Annotated in this window: 16 protein-coding genes and 1 riboswitch; of the genes, 4 read left to right on the top strand and 12 right to left on the bottom strand. The window is 42.2% G+C overall.

The genetic code is table 11. The annotated features are described in order from the left end of the window. Positions 1-230: 230 nt before the first annotated feature. Together IH597_15415 and IH597_15410 are read right to left on the bottom strand one after the other, a co-directional pair. Positions 231-1,283 carry a hypothetical protein gene (locus tag IH597_15415; protein MBE0663844.1) on the bottom strand — a complete coding sequence of 351 codons (1,053 nt, stop codon included), beginning with the start codon at positions 1,281-1,283 and terminating at the stop codon, positions 231-233. Then, complete coding sequence (locus IH597_15410; GenBank protein MBE0663843.1) at positions 1,280-3,214, bottom strand: TonB-dependent receptor; 1,935 nt, start codon at positions 3,212-3,214, stop codon at positions 1,280-1,282. Before IH597_15410 ends, IH597_15415 begins: the two co-directional genes overlap by 4 nt. A 303-nt stretch (positions 3,215-3,517) precedes the next feature. Beyond that, positions 3,518-3,720: riboswitch (cobalamin riboswitch) on the bottom strand. A 642-nt stretch (positions 3,721-4,362) separates the two neighbouring features. On the opposite strand from IH597_15410, the gene IH597_15405 reads away from it, so the two are divergent. The 3 genes from IH597_15405 (at position 4,363) to IH597_15395 (ending at position 10,698) form a co-directional block, all read left to right on the top strand. Next, entirely contained in the window at positions 4,363-6,462 is a 2,100-nt protein-coding gene (locus IH597_15405; protein ID MBE0663842.1) for a response regulator, read from the top strand. Between the two features lie 216 nt (positions 6,463-6,678). After that, positions 6,679-7,095: a response regulator gene (locus IH597_15400; GenBank protein ID MBE0663841.1), complete on the top strand. Its 417-nt coding sequence runs from the start codon at positions 6,679-6,681 to the stop codon at positions 7,093-7,095. A 12-nt stretch (positions 7,096-7,107) separates the two neighbouring features. Beyond that, positions 7,108-10,698 carry a PAS domain S-box protein gene (locus IH597_15395; protein ID MBE0663840.1) on the top strand — a complete coding sequence of 1,197 codons (3,591 nt, stop codon included), beginning with the start codon at positions 7,108-7,110 and terminating at the stop codon, positions 10,696-10,698. Here IH597_15395 and rfbC read toward each other — a convergent pair. Next, positions 10,695-11,237, bottom strand: coding sequence for a dTDP-4-dehydrorhamnose 3,5-epimerase (rfbC, locus tag IH597_15390; GenBank protein MBE0663839.1), 543 nt, complete (start codon positions 11,235-11,237; stop codon positions 10,695-10,697). The genes IH597_15395 and rfbC overlap by 4 nt on opposite strands. Before the next feature lie 257 nt (positions 11,238-11,494). After that, on the bottom strand, positions 11,495-11,950 hold the full coding sequence (locus IH597_15385; protein MBE0663838.1) for a ferritin family protein: 456 nt from the start codon (positions 11,948-11,950) through the stop codon (positions 11,495-11,497). Between the two features lie 273 nt (positions 11,951-12,223). Here IH597_15385 and IH597_15380 point away from each other — a divergent pair, with 273 nt between their 5' ends. Further along, on the top strand, positions 12,224-13,147 hold the full coding sequence (locus IH597_15380) for a hypothetical protein (protein ID MBE0663837.1): 924 nt from the start codon (positions 12,224-12,226) through the stop codon (positions 13,145-13,147). A gap of 221 nt (positions 13,148-13,368) precedes the next feature. Here IH597_15380 and IH597_15375 read toward each other — a convergent pair whose 3' ends face one another. The 8 genes from IH597_15375 to IH597_15340 all read right to left on the bottom strand — a co-directional run bounded on the left by IH597_15375 (position 13,369) and on the right by IH597_15340 (position 18,779). Continuing rightward, positions 13,369-14,214 (bottom strand): hypothetical protein, encoded by an 846-nt coding sequence (locus IH597_15375; protein ID MBE0663836.1) that lies wholly within the window; start codon positions 14,212-14,214, stop codon positions 13,369-13,371. Continuing rightward, positions 14,180-15,025, bottom strand: a complete 846-nt coding sequence (locus IH597_15370; GenBank protein MBE0663835.1) for a hypothetical protein — start codon at positions 15,023-15,025, stop codon at positions 14,180-14,182. The genes IH597_15375 and IH597_15370 overlap by 35 nt, the downstream gene beginning before the upstream one ends. Beyond that, a complete protein-coding gene (locus IH597_15365; protein MBE0663834.1) occupies positions 15,003-15,332 on the bottom strand; it encodes a membrane protein insertion efficiency factor YidD in 330 nt (109 codons plus the stop codon). Before IH597_15365 ends, IH597_15370 begins: the two co-directional genes overlap by 23 nt. Positions 15,333-15,372: 40 nt before the next feature. Beyond that, positions 15,373-15,951 (bottom strand): hypothetical protein, encoded by a 579-nt coding sequence (locus IH597_15360; protein MBE0663833.1) that lies wholly within the window; start codon positions 15,949-15,951, stop codon positions 15,373-15,375. Positions 15,952-16,078: 127 nt separating this feature from the next. Beyond that, the gene (locus IH597_15355; protein ID MBE0663832.1) at positions 16,079-16,510 is read right to left on the bottom strand and encodes a hypothetical protein; all 432 of its coding nucleotides are present in this window, start codon (positions 16,508-16,510) and stop codon (positions 16,079-16,081) included. Positions 16,511-16,660: 150 nt separating this feature from the next. Continuing rightward, a complete protein-coding gene (locus IH597_15350) occupies positions 16,661-17,131 on the bottom strand; it encodes a hypothetical protein (GenBank protein ID MBE0663831.1) in 471 nt (156 codons plus the stop codon). Positions 17,132-17,359: 228 nt separating this feature from the next. Continuing rightward, a complete protein-coding gene (gene mscL / locus IH597_15345) occupies positions 17,360-17,761 on the bottom strand; it encodes a large-conductance mechanosensitive channel protein MscL (GenBank protein MBE0663830.1) in 402 nt (133 codons plus the stop codon). A gap of 106 nt (positions 17,762-17,867) precedes the next feature. After that, on the bottom strand, positions 17,868-18,779 hold the full coding sequence (locus IH597_15340; GenBank protein ID MBE0663829.1) for a DUF3078 domain-containing protein: 912 nt from the start codon (positions 18,777-18,779) through the stop codon (positions 17,868-17,870). Positions 18,780-18,941: the final 162 nt, after the last annotated feature.

Here is an 18,941-nt window from a genome sequence, read left to right as displayed (position 1 = left end):
TATCTTGTCATCCTGAACGGAGTGAAGGAACTTTATTTGTCTGTATATTAGATTCTTCGCTTCGCTCAGAATGACAAAATCAGTAAGCTAATCAATTTTGAGACAGCCATTTACAGGGCAATACTTTAACCGAGTAGGCTATAAATGAAATCGCCCCATCCCAAAAGATTTCCTTATCCTGCCTGGCTTCAAGCCATGCATTAGTTTCAAATCATAACCTGCGAGTCAAATTAATTTTGGAACACAAAATTTCCTGGAATTATCCCGGCTTTCAAAGAGTCAAGCATGGTGGCGCCGTTTGCATCATAGCGGTAAATTACGCCAGGCTGGGCATAATCAAGCGGATCGCAGAAATATATTTCACCTGAATGCGGGTCAACATCCAATGCATAACAAAGTTTGCTGATTAAAGGGTTGGAATTGATTGTAACAGCATCAATTTCATGCGGGTAAATGCTGCCAAGGAATGAAAAGTAGATTTTATTGCCGGGGCCATTGATCGCGATCCTTGGGCCAAAATCGCTGCCAGCTATTTCTAAGCTGAGTTCTACAGCATATGAATCGGGGTTAATTCTCACCAGCGAACCGTTTGTATTGTTTGCAGGGTTCATCCAATCGGAAATGCCGCCACATAAAACCCAGATTTTTCCATTTGCATCTTTCACAATTCCCGAAGGATTATCGCCCACAACGATGGTTTGCAAAGGTGTATCGGTTTGTGTGTCAATAATTGTTACTGTTGAATCCGATGTCCAGCCTGCTGAGTTTATGACCCATAAGTGGTTCTCATGCAACAACATACGGTCGGGGCTTGCACCTGTGACAATAGTGCCGGTTTTTGTGAGGGTGCTCAGGTCAGTGATTGCAATATGCCCTGCCCAATCGCTCACATATCCTTTGGTATTATTGATCCCAACGAAATACCTCGGCGATGTGAGTCCTTCAATAACGCCTATTGACTCAAAACTTGCAGCATCAGCTACTTCAACTTTGCCGGCATTATTCACAACAATGTAAGCTCTTTCGTTAAAAATTTCTAGGCTCTGGACAATGTTGCCCAACGGCCGGCTGTTAACATTTGCAAAGATGTTGTTTTCAATAGTTTTGGCAGCCGGGTCATAAAAACTGATTGTACCGCTGCCATCGGTAAAAGGCCCTTCATTGCTGATTAAAATGCCCTTGCTGTACTTACCCGAAGGCGTATTGTCGTCTTTTTTGCAGGAAGAAGTCAACAGCAATGCGAATGTGGCAATGATGATTAAAATGTTGAAAAATGGTTTCATTGTAGAATGGTTTCGGTTGTTAGTTTGTCTTTGAATATAAAATCAAGTATCAGCGAAACATTAAAGGTCCGCCCGGGCATAGGCCGGTATTCAATTACCTGGTACGCATGGCCTGTCAGATTTTTGATTGAAGCATTGATCGTAAGTACGTGTTTTGAAAGATCAGTTTTTCGTGCCAGGCTGATGTCAATCGTATGAAAAGCCGGCAATTGGTTGGTATTGGCCCTGTCAGTGAACCTGGTTCCCACCAGTTTATGCAGGTATTGAAACGACCAATTGCCAGAAGTAGCAGTATAATAAGCTGATGCTGTATGAACCGGGGTATAAATCAACTGGGGTTTGCCTTTGCTTTCGCTGAAAGATTTTGCTCCATAGATTGATTTGGCTGCTGCCCAGTTCAAGCCAGCCTCGTGCCGGAATTTGTTTGCATTATAAGTGAAATGTATGTTAGCTTCGGATCCATAAATAAACACTGTTGTTATATTCTCCGGGCTCCAGTAATTGTATGAACCCGGCAACCATGCGATCCAATTATTGACCCGGTTATTATAGAATGTTGCTGACATCGCCAATCTGGTTTTTTCCTTTTCGAACCCAAAATTAATCCCGGCTTCCATATTGAAGCCGGATTCAGCTTTCAAGTCGGGATTGCCCCCGGGCTGCCAGTAACGGTCGTTGAGCGTTGGCATCCGGTAATTTGTAGAAAGGTTGATTCTTCCTTCAAGCGACTTACTTAGACGCCCTTTCCAGCCAAGGGAAAGTGCGGGTGGAACATCAGTAAAATCGCTGTTGTATTCTTTTCTTGCCCCTGCCGTTGTAGTCCATTTCAATTCAGGGAATTCATGCGTTGCAAGCATGAAAACTGAGAACTGATAAGGAGTTACTATGGATTGGTAGGCTTCAACCTCAGCCCTGAATTGCTGAAAGCTTATTCCACTTGTAAGCTGCGTTTTCGGAGAAACCTTAAACATCACTTCTCCATCGTTTGTCCATGCCCCTACCCCTATCTCTGATTTGAGTCCAATTGCTTTGTCAGTGTATTCCAGGAAATCATGACTGTAGGCCGATTTCAGGGTGTAATGTATTTTCGTGGTTTCATGGCTCCATTGCGCATAGCCTCGCAGTATTTTGTCGGATTGGCGCGCCACACTGCTCAGCATTGTCATGCTGGGCGGGATTCCGGCTTCCCGCTGTTGATACCAGAATCCTGCATTTATATATTGCCTGCTGTTCAGAGGTAAATGGAATTCCTGTAAAAATCCGATATGGGTAGCATCAGCATTTTCAAGTCGTTCTTTGGGTCGGCCAAATTTTGCATGGTTCACATAAACAAAATCATTCGCAGCTGAATTATACCAAACAGAACTTGAAAGCTGTGCTTTCAGTAATTTGTAATCGCTTTTCAATGCAACCAGCCGGTCTTTGTAAGACCCAATGGATAAAGCCAGTTTGAGATTATTTCCCTTAAACCCATTTTGACTATTTAGATGAATGCTTCCGCCGATGGTCCCGTTGCCAAACAAGGCGCTGCTGCCACCACTAACCAGGTCAATACGGTTAAAGAGGAAAACCGGCAGCAACGAAAGGTCGGCCATGCCAATATTTGGAGGATTGATGTTGAAACCATTCCAGTAAATTCCTGTGTGCTGAGTTGCAGTTCCGCGCATGCTGATGGTTGCCAGCCCACTGCCGCCATAACTCTTGATGAAGTGAATGCTTCTAGAAACCAGCAGATCTGAAAGCAGGATACCAGGAAAATTCCCGTAATCCCTGCGCTCGAGTGATTTCACCTGCAATCCTGCACTGAAGCGTTCAAGCCGTTTGCCGCTGATAACTATTTCTTCAAGCGTACGAACCGTGTCAATCAGCGGTTCCTGCGCCAGGGAAAGCGTTGAAAACATTAGCAACAGTGATACCAGTAATAATTTCATGCAGGGAGTTTTGGGTTCATTTGGTACGAAGGTTGAGTTTATTCAGAAAAGTTATTCCCTAAAGGGGACTTAAACGAATTACTGATGTTTAGCGTTTCCCCTTTAGGGGTAAGGGGCTAAAACGCTAAACATCAGTAATTCGTTTTCTTAGCTTGGACTCATAGTTAAATCTATAATGTTGTTCAATATTACTCTTCCCGTTGTATAACAATAAAAGGCAAAACGATTCAGGAAATAAGTGATGAATAAACTGATGTTTGCGTAACAGCAACGTATCCATGGCTTCTGTCCCGAAAGCGCTGAATTCAAAAAAGTTTAATTGGCAGGTCTTCTGACTTACTCTCTTTTTGAATGCCTTCCCATCCGCCAGGGCGAACAGTGGCAAATAATTTCAAAAAGAATGAAAGAGCTTACAGCAGCGGGAACTGTTCCTGATTTTCACAGGATTCCCTTTTAAGCCCGATCCCTGTTTCGAGATCAGTAGCACCAATTTGTGGCAAAATTAAACATTGAGCGGGATCCGGCAACGGTTCGTAGTAATTAATTTGTAACTTTTCGGCTGGTTTGGTATTAATATGCAGGAGCAGGGAACCTGGGTTTAGAAGTTTAGAGTGTTTAGACAGTATAGACATTTTAGACGGTTTAGTCTGTTAAGAAGGTTTAGAGTGTTTAGGATATTTTGAGGGTTGAGCGTTGTTTATGGGGAAACTACGTCATTTTTATGTTCTCTTCAAAATCAAAGCTTTACGCTTGCGAGGAGAATTATTCAGGCTAAGTGATATAGATCAGTTTTCTGAGAAATTGAAATTCGGAAGTTCATTGAACGACCTGATGATCACTAAGGAAAATGGTGCAGCGCATTGAAAATATTTTTAGAGATAGAAACCAGTGAGTCATAAAAAGTGTAATGCATGGAAATATTATTCTCAGGCCATCAGATCGGTTAGAAAACAAAGTGAACCGTTGAATCTCTTCACTTTCTACAAACTGAAATTTTTACACGATTTGAAGGCTGGATGTAAATAATCATTACATTTACGGCATTATTTTTTGATGTGCCCGGAGTTGACATTAATTGTCATCGCACATCAATATTTACCTGGTTAGCAAAGAAACAGGCTGAGGGTTAATTTTAACAATTATTTTAAATGATAGTTATAGACCTTATCTATAACCTTGCAATACTTGTAGCGGTAAGTGTGCTTGCCGGTTTCATTGATAACCGCTGGCCACGAAATACCAGGCTCGGTTCGATAATTCAAGGTTTGTTGTTCGGTGGGGTAGCAATTTTTGCTATGCTTAATCCTTTTGTTCTGGCGTCAGGATTGATTTTCGACGGCAGATCGGTTGTAATTAGCCTTTGCGTCTTGTTTTTTGGCCCATTTTCTGGCGCCATTGCTGCAGTTATGGCAATTCTGATGAGGCTTTACATTGGCGGGATCGGAATTTACATGGGCGTTTCAGTGATATTGTCGTCGTTTGTGATTGGTTATCTTTATTATTGGATCCGCCATAAACACAACAAGCAAATTAACGCATTTTATCTTTTTCGCTTCGGCCTGGTAGTACATGCTGCTATGATCCTGTTCATGATCGCATTGCCATCGGATATGCGGCTGTATACTTTACAAACAATGGGGCTTACCATCCTGGCGACCTATCCAATTGCAACCGTGTTGATTGGAAAAATACTTAAGGACCAGGAAGACAACTCGAACCTATTGAAAGATATGACTGAAAGCGAGAATCAATATAGGTCGCTGGTGAACGAAATGCAGCAAGGACTAGCCGTTTTCCATATTCTATACAATGATAAGAATGACCCGGTTGATTACGAGTATGTGCTCGTGAACCCAAATTATGAAAAGTTAACTGGTTTAAAGCAAAGCGAAATTATTGGTAAAACCATACAGGAAGTCTTTCCAAAAACTGAAGAATTCTGGAATGAAAGGTTCGAAACTGTAGCCTGCTGCGGCGTGCCTGCCTATTATGAGAACCACTCCATTGAGCTTGATCGTTACTACGATGTAACTGTTTACCGGCCACGCACCAACCAATTGGCTGTAATATTAACCGATATTACCGAGCGCAAAGAAATAGAATCAAAACTGCGCAATGCGAAAGAACAGGCAGAAGCAGGCGATCGGCTTAAAACCGCTTTCATGAATAATATTTCGCATGAGATCCGGACGCCATTAAACGGCATCCTGGGCTTCGGTCAGATGATTGCACAGCCCAATGTTACAGATCAAGAGCGCCTGGCATTTATTGACATTCTCCAAAGCAGTATTGACCGGCTGATCAATACGGTAACGGATTACATGGATATTTCGCTGATTGCTTCGGGAAACCTGAAGGCTTTAAAAAAAGCTTTTCCGCTTAACCAGTTACTCACCGGCATTCACTCATCATTCTACGCTGCCTGTAAAGCCAAAAACCTCGAATTCAATCTCGTATTACCGGCAGGGTCGCATAATTTCCAGATTAATATGGATAAGGAACTCCTGACCAAGGTGCTCAAGCATTTGCTTAACAATGCCGTAAAATTTACAGAGCATGGAGTGGTCACATTTGGTTACAAAACCATGAATGGTTACCTTGAGTTTTTTGTGGAGGATTCAGGAATCGGGATACGGGAAGATGCGAAACAAAGGATATTCGAAGCCTTCGACCAGGAAGAGAACTCCAATACCAGGAAATACGAAGGAAGTGGACTAGGCTTGCCAATAGCCAAAGGGATTATAGCCAAACTTGGAGGAAAAATATGGCTTGAATCATTAAAAGACAAAGGCTCGGTGTTCTATTTTAACCTTCCGTATGATGCTGATCTGGGAAAAAAGCAGGAAAAAACTGCAGAAGACACTAGCGGGAAAACATCAGGCAAGCCCCTGGTAATTGTTGCAGAAGACGATGATTCAAACTATTACTATATTGAGGTGCTTCTACAGCGCGCCAACATTGAAGTTTTACGGGCTAAAGATGGCAATGAAGCGGTGGAGTTATGCCGCGTTCACAAAAATGCACATCTGGTTCTAATGGATGTTAAAATGCCCGTGATGAACGGATTTGAAGCAACAAAGCAAATCAAATCTTTCAGGGCAGACTTGCCTGTAATTGGGGTAACAGCCTATGCATTGAGTGGTGATGAAAACCGGGTACTTGATGCGGGATTTGATGATTACCTTTCGAAACCTATGAAAAAAAGCCTGCTCATGATGACATTGAACAAATATGGGATAAACACGTGAAGGTAGGCTGTATGATTCACAAAAATGACGCTAAGAAGGTTTAAAAGTAGAGTGTTTATAAGTTTAGGATGTTTAGAGTGCTTAGAGTTTAGAATGTTTAGAGAGTTTATGGATTAGGATATTTAGAGTTTAATAAGTGAGCCTGTAATGGGTCGGATTACTATCTTACTTTGCGATCGCAAAAAGAAACAACAACTTATAAAATAATAAAGTAGGATGACTATAAATGATAGCGGGCAAAAATCAATCGTTTTGATAGCTGAGGATGAAGAAATCAGTTTTTTATACCTCAGCAGCATTCTGAAAAAAGAACCTATTGATGTTTTACGGGCCAACAACGGACAGGAAGCCGTGGATATTTGCAGGGCAAACAATGATATTGATCTGGTGCTTATGGACATAAACATGCCTGTGATGGATGGTTTTGAAGCTACGTCGCAGATTAAAACCTTTCGCAAGGAATTGCCTGTAATTGCGGTAACAGCTTATGCATTTCAGAATACCGAGCAAAAGGCAAAATACTTCGGCTGCAATGATTACCTCCCAAAACCGGTAAAGAAAGATGTCCTCATCGCAACCATTCAAAAATATATCAAACCGAACAACCATTCATTAAAATCTGACACTGAGTAAAAATTTCGAGTCATGCAACCCATATCAGTAATGAAAATAAATAAGTTCAATCTTTCTTTTCCTGATACGCTGGAAAAGAAATACAGGGCTTACTATTTTCGTGAATCGCTGAAATTTATGCGCATAGCTATTGTTTGTGTCGCAGTGGTGTATAGCCTTTTTGTTTTCCTGGATGCAGCATTAGTTCCCTACCAGCAACAAAACTTTTTATTTATCAGGTTTGGAGCAATATTGCCATTTTTAGCTATTGTTCTCATACTATCATTTCTCAATTTCTTTGAAAAAATCTGGCAATGGGTCCTCTTTGCCACGTATATAGTCATGGGGGCCGGAATCGTTGCAATGATCAAACTCGTTCCTGAAAACCTGACTTACTATCCGGGTTTGATGCTGGTTTACATGGCCGGTTATTTCTTTCTCCGTTTGCGTTTTGTTCAAGCCTCGATTGCGGGATGGATCATTATGTTGCTATTCAATGGGATAATTTGGGGTTTCACCGAAGTGCCTCAAGCCGTGATAATGGCATTTAACTTCTTCTTCATTTCGGCGAACCTGATAGGCATGATGGCTGCTTACTATATCGAATTCAATAAACGAAAAAGTTTCTTTTTGAGTTTTCAGCTCGATAGAAAAAAACTTGAACTTGAGCAGTCGAATAAAAACCTCGAACATGAAGTAGCAAAACGCACGTGTGAGTTGGCATCGAGCGAAGAAAGATTCCGGACAGTTTTCGACCATTCCGGAGTTGGCATAGCTATTCTTAATGCAGATGGGATTATCCTTCATACGAACCACGCACTTTGTAATTTTCTGGGTTACAATCAGGAAGATATTCTTGGAGATAGCATTCCACTGATATCGCACCCTGAGGATTTAAATACCGACAGGCAATTATTCGCAGAACTTGTAGATGGCAAACGGCTCAAATACGAAATGGACAAACGCTACATCCATAAGCATGGCCATATCATCTGGGGATGTCTGAGTGTAACAAAAGTAACAGAGAACCATGACGGACAGCCATTGTTTATTTCAATGGTAGCTGATATCAACGCCCAGAAGCAAAATGAAAATGCTCTCCAGCATGAACGGATTTATTATGAGCATCTATTTGAAAGTGCACCTGTTGGGATAGTTTTGCTTAGCAATGAGGATGTGATCCTTGACTGTAATAAGGATTTTACGAGCCTGTTCCAGTATACAAAAGAGGATGTTCAAGGCAAACCAATCAATTCGTTGATTGTACCGGAACAACTGAAACAAGAAGCTTCCGGAATTTCATTCAGCATTGCCCATGGAAAGGAAATTTACTCTGAATCCACCCGAAAGCGGAAAGATGGCTCACTGGTGGATGTTGCAATTACCGGTAAACCTGTATTTGTAAACTCAGGGCAAGAAGCCATTTACGGAATTTACCAGGATATCAGCGAAAGGAAAAAAACTGAACTTGAATTGAATCGCAGGATGGCTTTCCAGGAATATGCAGTAAAAGTTTCTACGCGCTTTGCATCCACACTGAATCTCGATACAGATATCATTGATACATTAGCTGAAATTGGATCACTAAGTCAGGCTGACAGGTCATATTTGTTTCTAATCAGAAAAGACGAACAGCTGGTGGATAATACCCATGAATGGTGCGCCCCAGGAATTGAACCCCAGATAGAAAACCTTATTGGGATTCCAATAAGCCTGATGCCCTGGTGGATGGAAAAGCTTTATGCTGATGAAACAATAATGATTGAAGATGTAGGTAACCTGCCAGCCGGGGCCGAAGCGGAAAAGCAACTCCTCGAACAGCAGGATATCAAATCGGTACTCGTACTTCCTGTAAATGTTGAAGGCAAACTGAAAGGGTTTATAGGATTTGATTTTGTGAAAAAACACATGTCCTGGTCAGATAGCGACCTGGCAATTCTTAAGATAACTGCCGAAGTTATGGGTCATGCACTTGGACGTACACAATTCAGGCAAGCGTTGTTGTATGAAAGGGATTTGCTTCAGGCTCTGATGGATAATATTCCTGACACCATCTATTTCAAGGACATCGAAAGCAGGTTCACTAGGATCAACAAAGCACAGGCAAAAGTACTTGGTGTAAGCTCCACCGACGATGCAATCGGCAAAACCGATTTTGACTTTTTCAACACTGAACATGCGCAAATCACGTATGACGATGAGCAGAAGGTTTTGCGAAAAGGTGAAGCCGTTATAGGCAAACTGGAATATTTTAAAACCGGTGGAAAGTGGCGCTGGATGTCGGCTACCAAGGTCCCAATACGCGATGAACAGGGCAATGTTGTTGGCTTAGTGGGTGTTTCGCATGATGTTACTGAACAAAAGATTATTGAAGATAAGCTTAGGTCACGAGAGCAGTTTCTCTCCCATTTGAACGAGATCACCAATTTATCGCTAAAAACGCTGGGTTCGCAAGACCTTTTCAATTTGCTTGCCATCCACATGCATTCACTATTGTCTTCCGATATTAGTTTCATTACTTTGTGGGATAGTGAAACAAACAAAATTGTTCCGGTTGCCGGCTCTGGCATAGATGAAAATAGCTTAAGAGGTTTTCGATATGGCACCGACCAAATAACAATGACCGAATCAGTGTTGAAAACAGGGAAAGTACTTGTAGCAGGAGATGTTCTCAACTCTCCGTATATTAGTCCCAGTGTTGCTGCACAATTTCCTTCAAAGTCGCTTCTCGGTCTGCCTTTAATTGCCTATGGGAAAAAAATGGGTGCTGTACTGATAGGATTTAGTAAAACTCATCATTTCACTGAAGAAGAAATAGAACTCGGAACCATGGCTGCCTACCAGATCGCTTTGGTTGTAGCAAGAACCAGAATGCTTGAACAATTGGTTTCAAACGAAAAGGAACTGCGGAAGCTGAATGCTGAAAAAGATAAGCTCTTCACTGTTATTGCACATGATCTGCGAAGTCCATTTACCTCATTCCTGGGCCTCACCGAACTCATGACCGACGAAACCATTGAACTGAGCATGGATGAAATGCGGGAATTTGCACAATCCATACAAAAGGCAGCAAACGGACTTTATCAGCTTCTTGAGAATTTGCTTGAATGGTCGCGAACCCAAAGTGGGTCTAGCGAGTTCAAACCACAATTGATGCGTGCGAATACAATCATCCGGGAGAGTCTTGGATTTTTAAAGGCGGCGGCAGACAGAAAACAAATTGAGATCATCAACCGGGTTCCGGAAGATCTCATCATTCATGGTGATCAAAAAATGCTGCGGTCAATTACCGGAAACCTTATAAGCAACGCTATCAAGTTTACGGGTCGTTGTGGAAAAGTTGAAATATTGGCAAATTCACATAATGGAAATCATGTTCAATTTGAAATTAAGGATAATGGCATCGGCATGAACAAGGACATTATCTGCAAGCTGTTCAGGATTGATATGAAGGTGTCTTCACAAGGCACGGAGGGCGAACCCAGTTCAGGCCTCGGACTGATCCTTTGTAAGGAATTTATTGAGAAACATGGTGGCAAGATCTGGGTAGAAAGCAACTTAGATGTAGGCACCTCATTTTTCTTCACGCTGCCAAAGCAGCTTGAGGAGGCTTCGCTCTCCTAAAACGGGCTGATAAACTCGCTGAACAGAGGTGCGAACTTGTCTTTTTCTGAAAGCAAAGGCGTTTCTATTCCCCAGTTGATAGCAAGCAAAGGATCGTTCCATCGGATTGCCATCTCAGCCTCCCGGTTGTAGACCTGTGTGCATTTATAGGCAAAGATCGTATTGTCCTCAAGGGTCAGAAAACCATGGGCAAATCCTGCTGGAACCCAAAAAGACAGCTTGTTGGTTTCAGAAAGAATGGTGGAAACGCATTTTCCGTAATAAGGTGAGTTAGGCCTGACATCCACAACAACATCAAGAACGGAGCCTTTGATAACCCTGATCAGTTTGCCCTGGGCATAAGGTGGTTTTTGAAGATGCAATCCGCGCAACACATTTTTCTGCGATTTGGATTCATTATCCTGCACAAACTCCTCGTGGATGCCAATTTCCCTGAACATATCCCTTTGATAGGATTCATAAAAATATCCACGCTCATCAGCAAAAACTTGTGGCTTAATGATCAGCACATCAGGAATTTCGGTGTAGGTTACTTTCATGCAGGCGGGTTAGTTCAAGGTCACGGGTTCAAGGTTCAAAGTTCGGCGTTCAGCCTTTCGGGTTTTGGGTTGTTTGATTTGGATCATACCATTGTCATTCGGTTGTCATACAGTTGTTGCGGGTAGCGGGTTACTAGGTTTCTGGCAACTCGGCTCCTCGTCCCTTGTCCCCTTTTCTATTTCTCAGTCACTCAGTCTTATTTTCTCAAATACTCAATTTCTCCATTTCTCCAAGTCTCCCCTTCTCCCACTCTCATCTAATTCTCCCTCAGCACAAATTCATCATACTCAATCTCGAAGCGGAGCTTGTGTTTTGATTCTTCAACGGCCAGTGATTGGAAAAGTGAACTGAGTTCAGAATTGGTAGTGCGTTCGGCAAGTTTGGTGTAAAGCTTGAAGGCGGCTTTTTCACGTTTCATGGCCAGTACAAGCGCTTCTTCGTAACTCATGTTTGGTTCAGGAGTGGTTCTGACCACAAAGTCAGAGATTTTTAAATCGGCCACCTGCTCGCTTGAAGCTTCCATGATGCCGGTTTCTTTGATTGTTGAAAGGCGGGCTTTATGGCCCATTTCCTCCTTCGCAAACTGAATGAAGGTTGCTTTCATTTCCTGATTGGCAGCGTTGGTTGAAAGCGCTGTATAAAAGTCAACAGCGTTTTGCTCCTGTTGGATCGCAAAATCAAGTATCTCGTTTACTGAACCGAACTTTTCCATAGGTCGTTTGTAAATTGGTTAAACATTAGGTAAAGAAAGTCCAAAAGTAAAGAAAAAGTAGATAACCTGTATTATTCATATTCCTTCATGATAATCCGCTAAGGCTTTCATAATAAGCCACTCAGTGGAAGAAGATATAATGTTGTTTAATGCAATCATCATTCTCGTTTAAATCAATCTTTGCGCCATTGCGTCCTGGCGGTGTGAATTATTCAGGTTAGATCCTCTGGCGTTTCTTATGTTTGCACCCGCAAAGACTTTCACTGAAACTACATGAAGCGAGCCTTTTTCCGACGCCACAAACAAATCCTGGTTCTTACCCGGATGCTGGCTTTGTTGATAATACTAATCACGACCCAAAACATCTGCGCCCAGGAAACCGGTAAACGAATGCTTAGTGATGAAGGCTTTTACACCTCGCTTGGTTTAATCCAGAAGTTCAGGTTCGTAGAAGCTGAAAAAATGATCGAAACGTTTAAAGGAAATCCTATTGAAAAACAACTCGCCTCCATGAACCTACTCTGGTGGCAAGGACTGCTAAGCGGCCCAAACAATATTTTTCTCAATGAACTAAAAGTGATGACAAACCAATGCGCTTCAACATCTGATAACTTTTCAGATACCGGCACATCTGACAATGTGTTGCAGCTCAGCTGTGGCATTTTTCAGATTCGCCTGGCAGGGATCGAAGGCAACAGGGTCTCAGGTTTAAAAACCATTCACTCAATTTCACCCTTTCTCAAAGAAGTACTGGCAAATGCTACATTAAATGAAGAATATGCCCTACTTGCAGGTGTATATAACTATGCTGCCGGCAGCCTGAAAAGTCAGTATTATATCTTGAGGCCATTTTTTATGCTCATGCCATCTGCAAATCCGGAACAGGGCAAGGAAGCGCTGATAAAACTAACTAAGTCAGGAAATCAGGCAATGGCAACGGAAGCTGCCTACTTTCTTTATAAAATTGAGAAGGAGATAAATGAAGACCTGACTGCCGCCAGTTCTTACCTTCAGCATCTTATTAAGAATAATCCAGGAAATATAATCTACCAAATCGAGTGGATAAATTTACTCGATTCCCAGGGATTGGGTTCGCAGAAAGCCAGGAATGAACTAAGGCAAATGATTGCCGTTTCGAACCTGATGCCTGAACAAAAAACATATCTCATCGGTCAATTGGATCGCGAAACCGAATAAGCTACTAATTTCTCCGTTCCAGAGAAATGCCTTTCAGGGAAAAGTTGGCATCCCGCCCGGCTAAACGCAGTTCGGACGGGTTGGCAGACTGCAGCCCGCCCGGATGAATCCATTCGGACGGGTTGGCAAAAACCCCATACTGCATCACTGTATCACCGCAACACTGTATCACAAAAATAGCGATCCCGTAGGTACGGGAGTTAGTTTCGAACCCTAAGCATTTACTCTTCATTATACAGCTCAATAATCCCCAATGTTCTATCAAGCAATTGTTCCCTTTTTTCCTGCTTACGGTTAATAGCAATATAGCCGGCCCGTGTAAAACCGCCCATGTAATACCGCTGCATCCAGGAAGCGGTGCTCATGGCAGCATCCATGACAGAATAATTGATGGCTATCACATAAGTAAGGCCAATCAGAAGTCCATTGAGCATGAATGAATTGGCCGCATTGCTGTAATCCCCGGCATAAAGCTGGCCTGCTCCGGGCAAGACAATGCTGAGTATTGTTGCTACAGTTGGATTTGGACGATTCAAGTTTACACTGGAAAATTCCTTTTTTATAGCTTCTTTCGCTTCCGCTTCATCAACCAATTCAAGAAAACTAGCCTGGGCTTCATCCGGCAAACCCTTTTTCATATTGATGATAGCATTGTAAAAATGATAACGCTGCCTGAAATAATCGCTTTCAGAAGTTTGAAAAGCATACAGATACTGCAGGGCAAAATCATATTGCTCAAGCATATAAAAGCAAAGAATGCGGGCAAAAAGGTATTCATTGGCCAGGCTGTCGTTCATGGTTGAATTGGCGGCGAGGTCATAGTAATAAATGCTGTTCCTGTAATCACCGGTTTGAAAATAGCATTGTGCCATTTGCGGGAAGATAGTTCCACGCACGCTGTCATCGGCAAAAAAGGCTACACGGTGATAATGCTTCAGCGCAGACTCATATTGCTGCATAGCAAACATTTCATCAGCAAGCGCCCGGGTCTGATCCAGGTTTTGCCCATACGAAGCGCTGCTGCAAACTAGGCTAACGAATATGATTATAAAAAACTGCCTGAACACGGATATTGATATTGTTTCTTTTTTCTGTATTGTATTTGTTCGCCGATTTTACGCTGCCATAAATATTCCCGGCGTAAAAACCAGCGCTGATGGCTCCCATGATCCAGCCGTAGGGACTGCTGATCCCGTATTTTGAGAACCCACGGTATGATTGCCATGCTGTGCTGCCTACGAACACAAAAGTGGTGAGTCCGTCCTGCCACTCACCGGTATAAATCTTTCCGCTGCCGGGAATGATCCCTGATAGGATTCCACTCAAAGCCGGGCTTTTAAGTTTCATGCTCATTGCCTCCGCGGCTATTGAACTGTATGACTTTAAAACCGGTTCTGGTTCCTGGTCTGCCGACCAGATCATTGAAAACGCCTGGGGATAGTCTTGCTCCAACATCAAGGAAGATGCTTCAAAGAACAGTTTTTCCTGAGGCGCAAGCAAAGTATTTTCCCTTGAATTTTGGATCACAAAATTGTAATTACCAGCCAAGATCTGAAGGATGAGATATTCATTGGCTACATTTCCCGAAATCTGCAAAGGCGTGTCCCAGATTAAATCCATGCGTTGCATGGCAAAATCTTCCTGACCCGAATGCCGGTATGATTGTATGAGCCGCAATGCCTGGGTTTCATCTGCCTTGTATTGGAACAAAAGGCGTTCGTACTCGTCGGCGGCAAGTTTATAATTGCCTGATAAAAAAAGATAATTTGCATATTGGGCAGTATGCACGCTATCGAACAGGTTCTGGCTGCTGGCAAATCCCGGGAAAAACAGGATAAGTAAAAGCAATGCCGGCTTACAGCGTATTAAAATGGGCATCGCGTACGGGGTCAATAAGTAAAAGTGTTTTAGGATCAACCTGGTAACTGTGGCGGTTCAGTCCGTGACAGCGGGTCAGGCGATCGAAACTATTCAACATGCCTATAAATAAACCTTGTTTTGTGACAGCCTGAAAAGCATGCTCCGAGCAGGAAGGAGAAAAGTTGCAGGAGTAATAATCCTGCGACGACAGGGTCTTCTTATAAAAGCCGAAAATCAAACTGCTCATACTTCCGCTGTGTTCCTCATGTTCATGCTCATTCGCTGAGGATTTGAGTGCATTGGATTGCGTGGTTCGAACCAGCATCAATTCACTTTTTGTTTGTGCCGTTGATACAAACCAACAACTAACGAGTAGGATGATTATAAAAATCCTCATTGCTTACATTGTTGATTTTGATATTCGATAGATTGATTGTCTGGTAGACTTCCTGCTCATTGATGAAAACAACCTGAATCAGTTCGGTTGGAATCCTTAGTCCGGAAACCAATTGATATTCCCTGAATATCTGCTTACTAAGCACGGTTCCCTCTTCATTTAAAATAACTACTCCATGAAGCAGGTTGTTTTTACTTGAAGTAAGCACGCTGCCTTTAAAAACGAAATTCTCTGGCGGCAGCCATGTTGTTACAACCAAATCTTCCTGTTTTTCAACCTTGCTGACTTTATAATAAGTATCCCGCAGTCCAAAATCGCTGAGTTTACCCTCAAGGCATTTATGGAAAATTGTTGATTCAATAAACGGGTTAAGCTTGTCGGTTCGAACCAGTAAATTATCGCGAAATGTGTAAGCTGCTGTATCCTGGATTACCCAGACCTCATTTTCGGGGAAACGGATATTGTACACCATTTTCTTGTGGGTGCGGTCGTAATAAACCCTGCCAAGAATCAACTGACCTTTTTCGTCGGTTGGTTTGGTTTTCATCGAAACATCCGCTTCGATACGAAAATAAGACTGCCCATAAGATGCATAGGCAAAAAGCGCTAGGCAAATTATGGGCAGCAGTTTGCGAAAATTCACAATAAAAATGTTTCTGTAAGTCTAAGTATCGTTAAATAACGCTCGTACTGAAAACAGCAAAATTGAGCACTGTCCAAACTACGGCTGAAATTATGCAACCCCAGAATGCTTTCTTGGTTTCACCCTTGCTTTCAGTAAGAATGTAAACAAATGCAACTCCGAGTATTCCGAAACAGAAACCCCAAACCATACTGGGAATACCCAGTGGCGGGCCATCACCATCAGCAGCGATGCTTGTTGCACCGTAGGAAGGAACGAGCGCCCTGACTGCAAGGCTGTTGTTTTCAGCATACATTTGCGATAGTGTTGCATTGCTGCTGTTCACATAGGCTTCAACTGCGTTGAGGTCAGCCAACTCAGTGGCAATTTTTTGTTCGTCGAGCCGAAATACATCGGCGGTACCAGCTGCATTTGCAAAGCAAACAACAGCGATCAATGTAAAGGATAGTAAGGCTTTTCTCATAGTGATATGTTTTGGTTAGAAGGCAAAAATAATAATTCTTTTAAGCTCACCAACTATTTTAGAAAAAAGATATGGCAAACTTAATAACTTACATAGATTAAGCTTTTCGGGAGCGGAATTGCTGTTGACATGGAAGAAGATCGTTGAAAATTATTTGAAAACAAACACTTTGCACTCAGGAAGCATGAAGAGGAACAACTTGTCAAACTTTGTTTCAAAATTCCATTCGTGGATGGATTGTGGCAGCCTGGAACCTTCCCAATTTGATGATTTGGTGGTAATTATCAACCAGTAAGCATCCGACATTTGCTTGCGATAAAGCGAGAGTTTTTGTTCTTTGCGCTCTATGGTTGATTCCAGAAACTTCCCGGTGATGAACTGTGTGGTTTCAGCGCCGGAGATACTCTTGCTTAAAGAATTATTTGTTTCGCTGCTGTTGAAATGTTTGCCGGAAGTTGGCGTGTCTATTCTTGTGATCTCAATGCCAATGGAGTTTTTACGGCTGGTTTTAAGGATAAAATCAGGAGATTCGGTTTTTATAAGCCTGCCCTTCGGAAAAGCAGGCCATGATTTCCGGAACAGTTGCAGTATTTCCCGCTCATCATCAAATTGATTTTCCATAAGCTTATCATGGTGGCTCACAAAAATAAGTATTTCAGGCGGGTTGGTTTATTTCGGGTCGTAAAAAAGTGGCTGTCTCAAAACGTAAAATCTTGTCATCCTGAACGAAGTGAAGGAACTCTATTTGTATGTATACTAAATTCTGATCCGCCACGGCGGATCAGAATGACAAAAAACAATACTCAGGGACTTTGAGACAGCCTCTTATAAAAAATACGAAAAAGAAACCTATTGCTTCTTCAGCAGGTCCCTGATTTCAGTAAGCAATTCCTCTTCTTTTGTTGGTAGCGTAGGGGATTCAGGGAGGACTTCTTCTTTCTTCTTGGTGGCACTTATGGCTTTAATCATCATAAAGATGGCAAAAGCGACGATAACGAAGTCAACTACATTCTGTAAAAACACGCCATAAGTTATGGTCACGGCCTCGGCATCAGCAGTTGCCTCTTTAAGCACTAGCACCAGATCAGTAAATTCCACACCACCCAACAGCATTCCTATTGGTGGCATAAGAATATCACTTACAAAAGAGGCGACGATTTTACCGAAAGCGCCGCCAATAATTACCGCAACAGCGAGGTCAACTACGTTGCCGCGCATTGCAAATGCTTTAAATTCTTTAATCATGCTCATAATTTTTGTTTTTTGATTTGGTTGTTAATACTTGAAATTATTTGTGATGGTTGCTCTCTATTATCCGTCAGACCGCTTGGAACGGTCGGACGAGAATTTGCTCAAACTAAAACTTATACGACAATCCCACACCCAACAATTGCTTGAACTGTACCTTGGATTCTCCGCCGGTGCCATCTTCATTTACGTTGAAAAGGATATCGGCATCGTAAATGAGGTGTGTAGCAAAGCTAATAGTAATAAACCTTCCGGCTTTCACTAAAAGCAGGGTCTCCCAGTTTACGTCAATATTCTGGGGTTCATCGAGATAATTAGAGAAAAAATCGGCTTTGGTTTGAAACGTAATGTTTTCAGTAATATCCCTTTTATACAAAGCCCGGATATAACCGCCGAATTCGGTACGTGATTTTTTACCGGGGTCAACTCCAAAAGAACCCAGGTCAGCCAAAGCCTGGTCGTTTACAAATGTGATTTTGCCGGTAAGAGGCGCCAGGAACATTGTGAAATTTTCGTTGGGAACATAATCCATACCCAAGGCGCCCAGAAGATAGCCAGGTGCAAGAAATTTCGAAATGATAACAGAATCGTTTGGATAATTGTATCCCGGAGTCATTTGAGTTTTAAAGTTCAACAAGCCGGCATAAAACCAATGCTCTGTGGCTTTCAATCCAACCTTTGAGAGCAAATCAATTTTATCGTCGGTCTTAATTACCTGGTCCTTTCCCTGCTTCATCAGGCCGTAGCCAAGATCGAGAGAAGTGTTCCAGATCAGCGATTCTTTTTTATAATCGGCAAATAAGTTAAAAAGGCTGTTCCCTGATAAAGAATTCTGCCCACCGGCTGCCCAATTGGTCAACGAAACCTGGTTAAAGCCGACTGAAAACAGTCCACCTTTCTGCCAGCCATCAGGCAATTCTTCTTTCACATTTTTCAGGGCTGCCTCAGCATCAGTAACCTGAGCATAGTTAAATGAAGCAGTAAACAATGCAATGACGAGGATGAATAAAGGTTTTTTCATGGTGTAGGAATTTAGTTAAATAATTAGTTCTTAATATTTTAAAAAACAATGATCACAATTTGAAATAATAACGCAATGTATAACAACTGCTAGGTATTTGCAAGCATCTGGCAAACTTTTAGAAACGTAACATTTGAACGAATGTTCAACGAAGATTTTTAA

This window comes from Bacteroidales bacterium, from assembly GCA_014860575.1.
In the GTDB taxonomy this organism is placed as follows: Bacteria; Bacteroidota; Bacteroidia; order Bacteroidales; family JAAYJT01; genus JAAYJT01.
This window is presented reverse-complemented; position numbering and strand designations above follow the sequence as displayed.

What these genes read in the sequence shown, in the direction of transcription:
- IH597_15415 (MBE0663844.1), bottom strand. Translation starts at nt 1,283, where the DNA reads ATGAAACCATTTTTCAACATTTTAATCATCATTGCCACATTCGCATTG.
- IH597_15410 (MBE0663843.1), bottom strand. Translation starts at nt 3,214, where the DNA reads ATGAAATTATTACTGGTATCACTGTTGCTAATGTTTTCAACGCTTTCC.
- IH597_15405 (MBE0663842.1), top strand. Translation starts at nt 4,363, where the DNA reads ATGATAGTTATAGACCTTATCTATAACCTTGCAATACTTGTAGCGGTA.
- IH597_15400 (MBE0663841.1), top strand. Translation starts at nt 6,679, where the DNA reads ATGACTATAAATGATAGCGGGCAAAAATCAATCGTTTTGATAGCTGAG.
- IH597_15395 (MBE0663840.1), top strand. Translation starts at nt 7,108, where the DNA reads ATGCAACCCATATCAGTAATGAAAATAAATAAGTTCAATCTTTCTTTT.
- rfbC (MBE0663839.1), bottom strand. Translation starts at nt 11,237, where the DNA reads ATGAAAGTAACCTACACCGAAATTCCTGATGTGCTGATCATTAAGCCA.
- IH597_15385 (MBE0663838.1), bottom strand. Translation starts at nt 11,950, where the DNA reads ATGGAAAAGTTCGGTTCAGTAAACGAGATACTTGATTTTGCGATCCAA.
- IH597_15380 (MBE0663837.1), top strand. Translation starts at nt 12,224, where the DNA reads ATGAAGCGAGCCTTTTTCCGACGCCACAAACAAATCCTGGTTCTTACC.
- IH597_15370 (MBE0663835.1), bottom strand. Translation starts at nt 15,025, where the DNA reads ATGCCCATTTTAATACGCTGTAAGCCGGCATTGCTTTTACTTATCCTG.
- IH597_15365 (MBE0663834.1), bottom strand. Translation starts at nt 15,332, where the DNA reads ATGCTGGTTCGAACCACGCAATCCAATGCACTCAAATCCTCAGCGAAT.
- IH597_15360 (MBE0663833.1), bottom strand. Translation starts at nt 15,951, where the DNA reads ATGAAAACCAAACCAACCGACGAAAAAGGTCAGTTGATTCTTGGCAGG.
- IH597_15355 (MBE0663832.1), bottom strand. Translation starts at nt 16,510, where the DNA reads ATGAGAAAAGCCTTACTATCCTTTACATTGATCGCTGTTGTTTGCTTT.
- IH597_15350 (MBE0663831.1), bottom strand. Translation starts at nt 17,131, where the DNA reads ATGGAAAATCAATTTGATGATGAGCGGGAAATACTGCAACTGTTCCGG.
- mscL (MBE0663830.1), bottom strand. Translation starts at nt 17,761, where the DNA reads ATGAGCATGATTAAAGAATTTAAAGCATTTGCAATGCGCGGCAACGTA.
- IH597_15340 (MBE0663829.1), bottom strand. Translation starts at nt 18,779, where the DNA reads ATGAAAAAACCTTTATTCATCCTCGTCATTGCATTGTTTACTGCTTCA.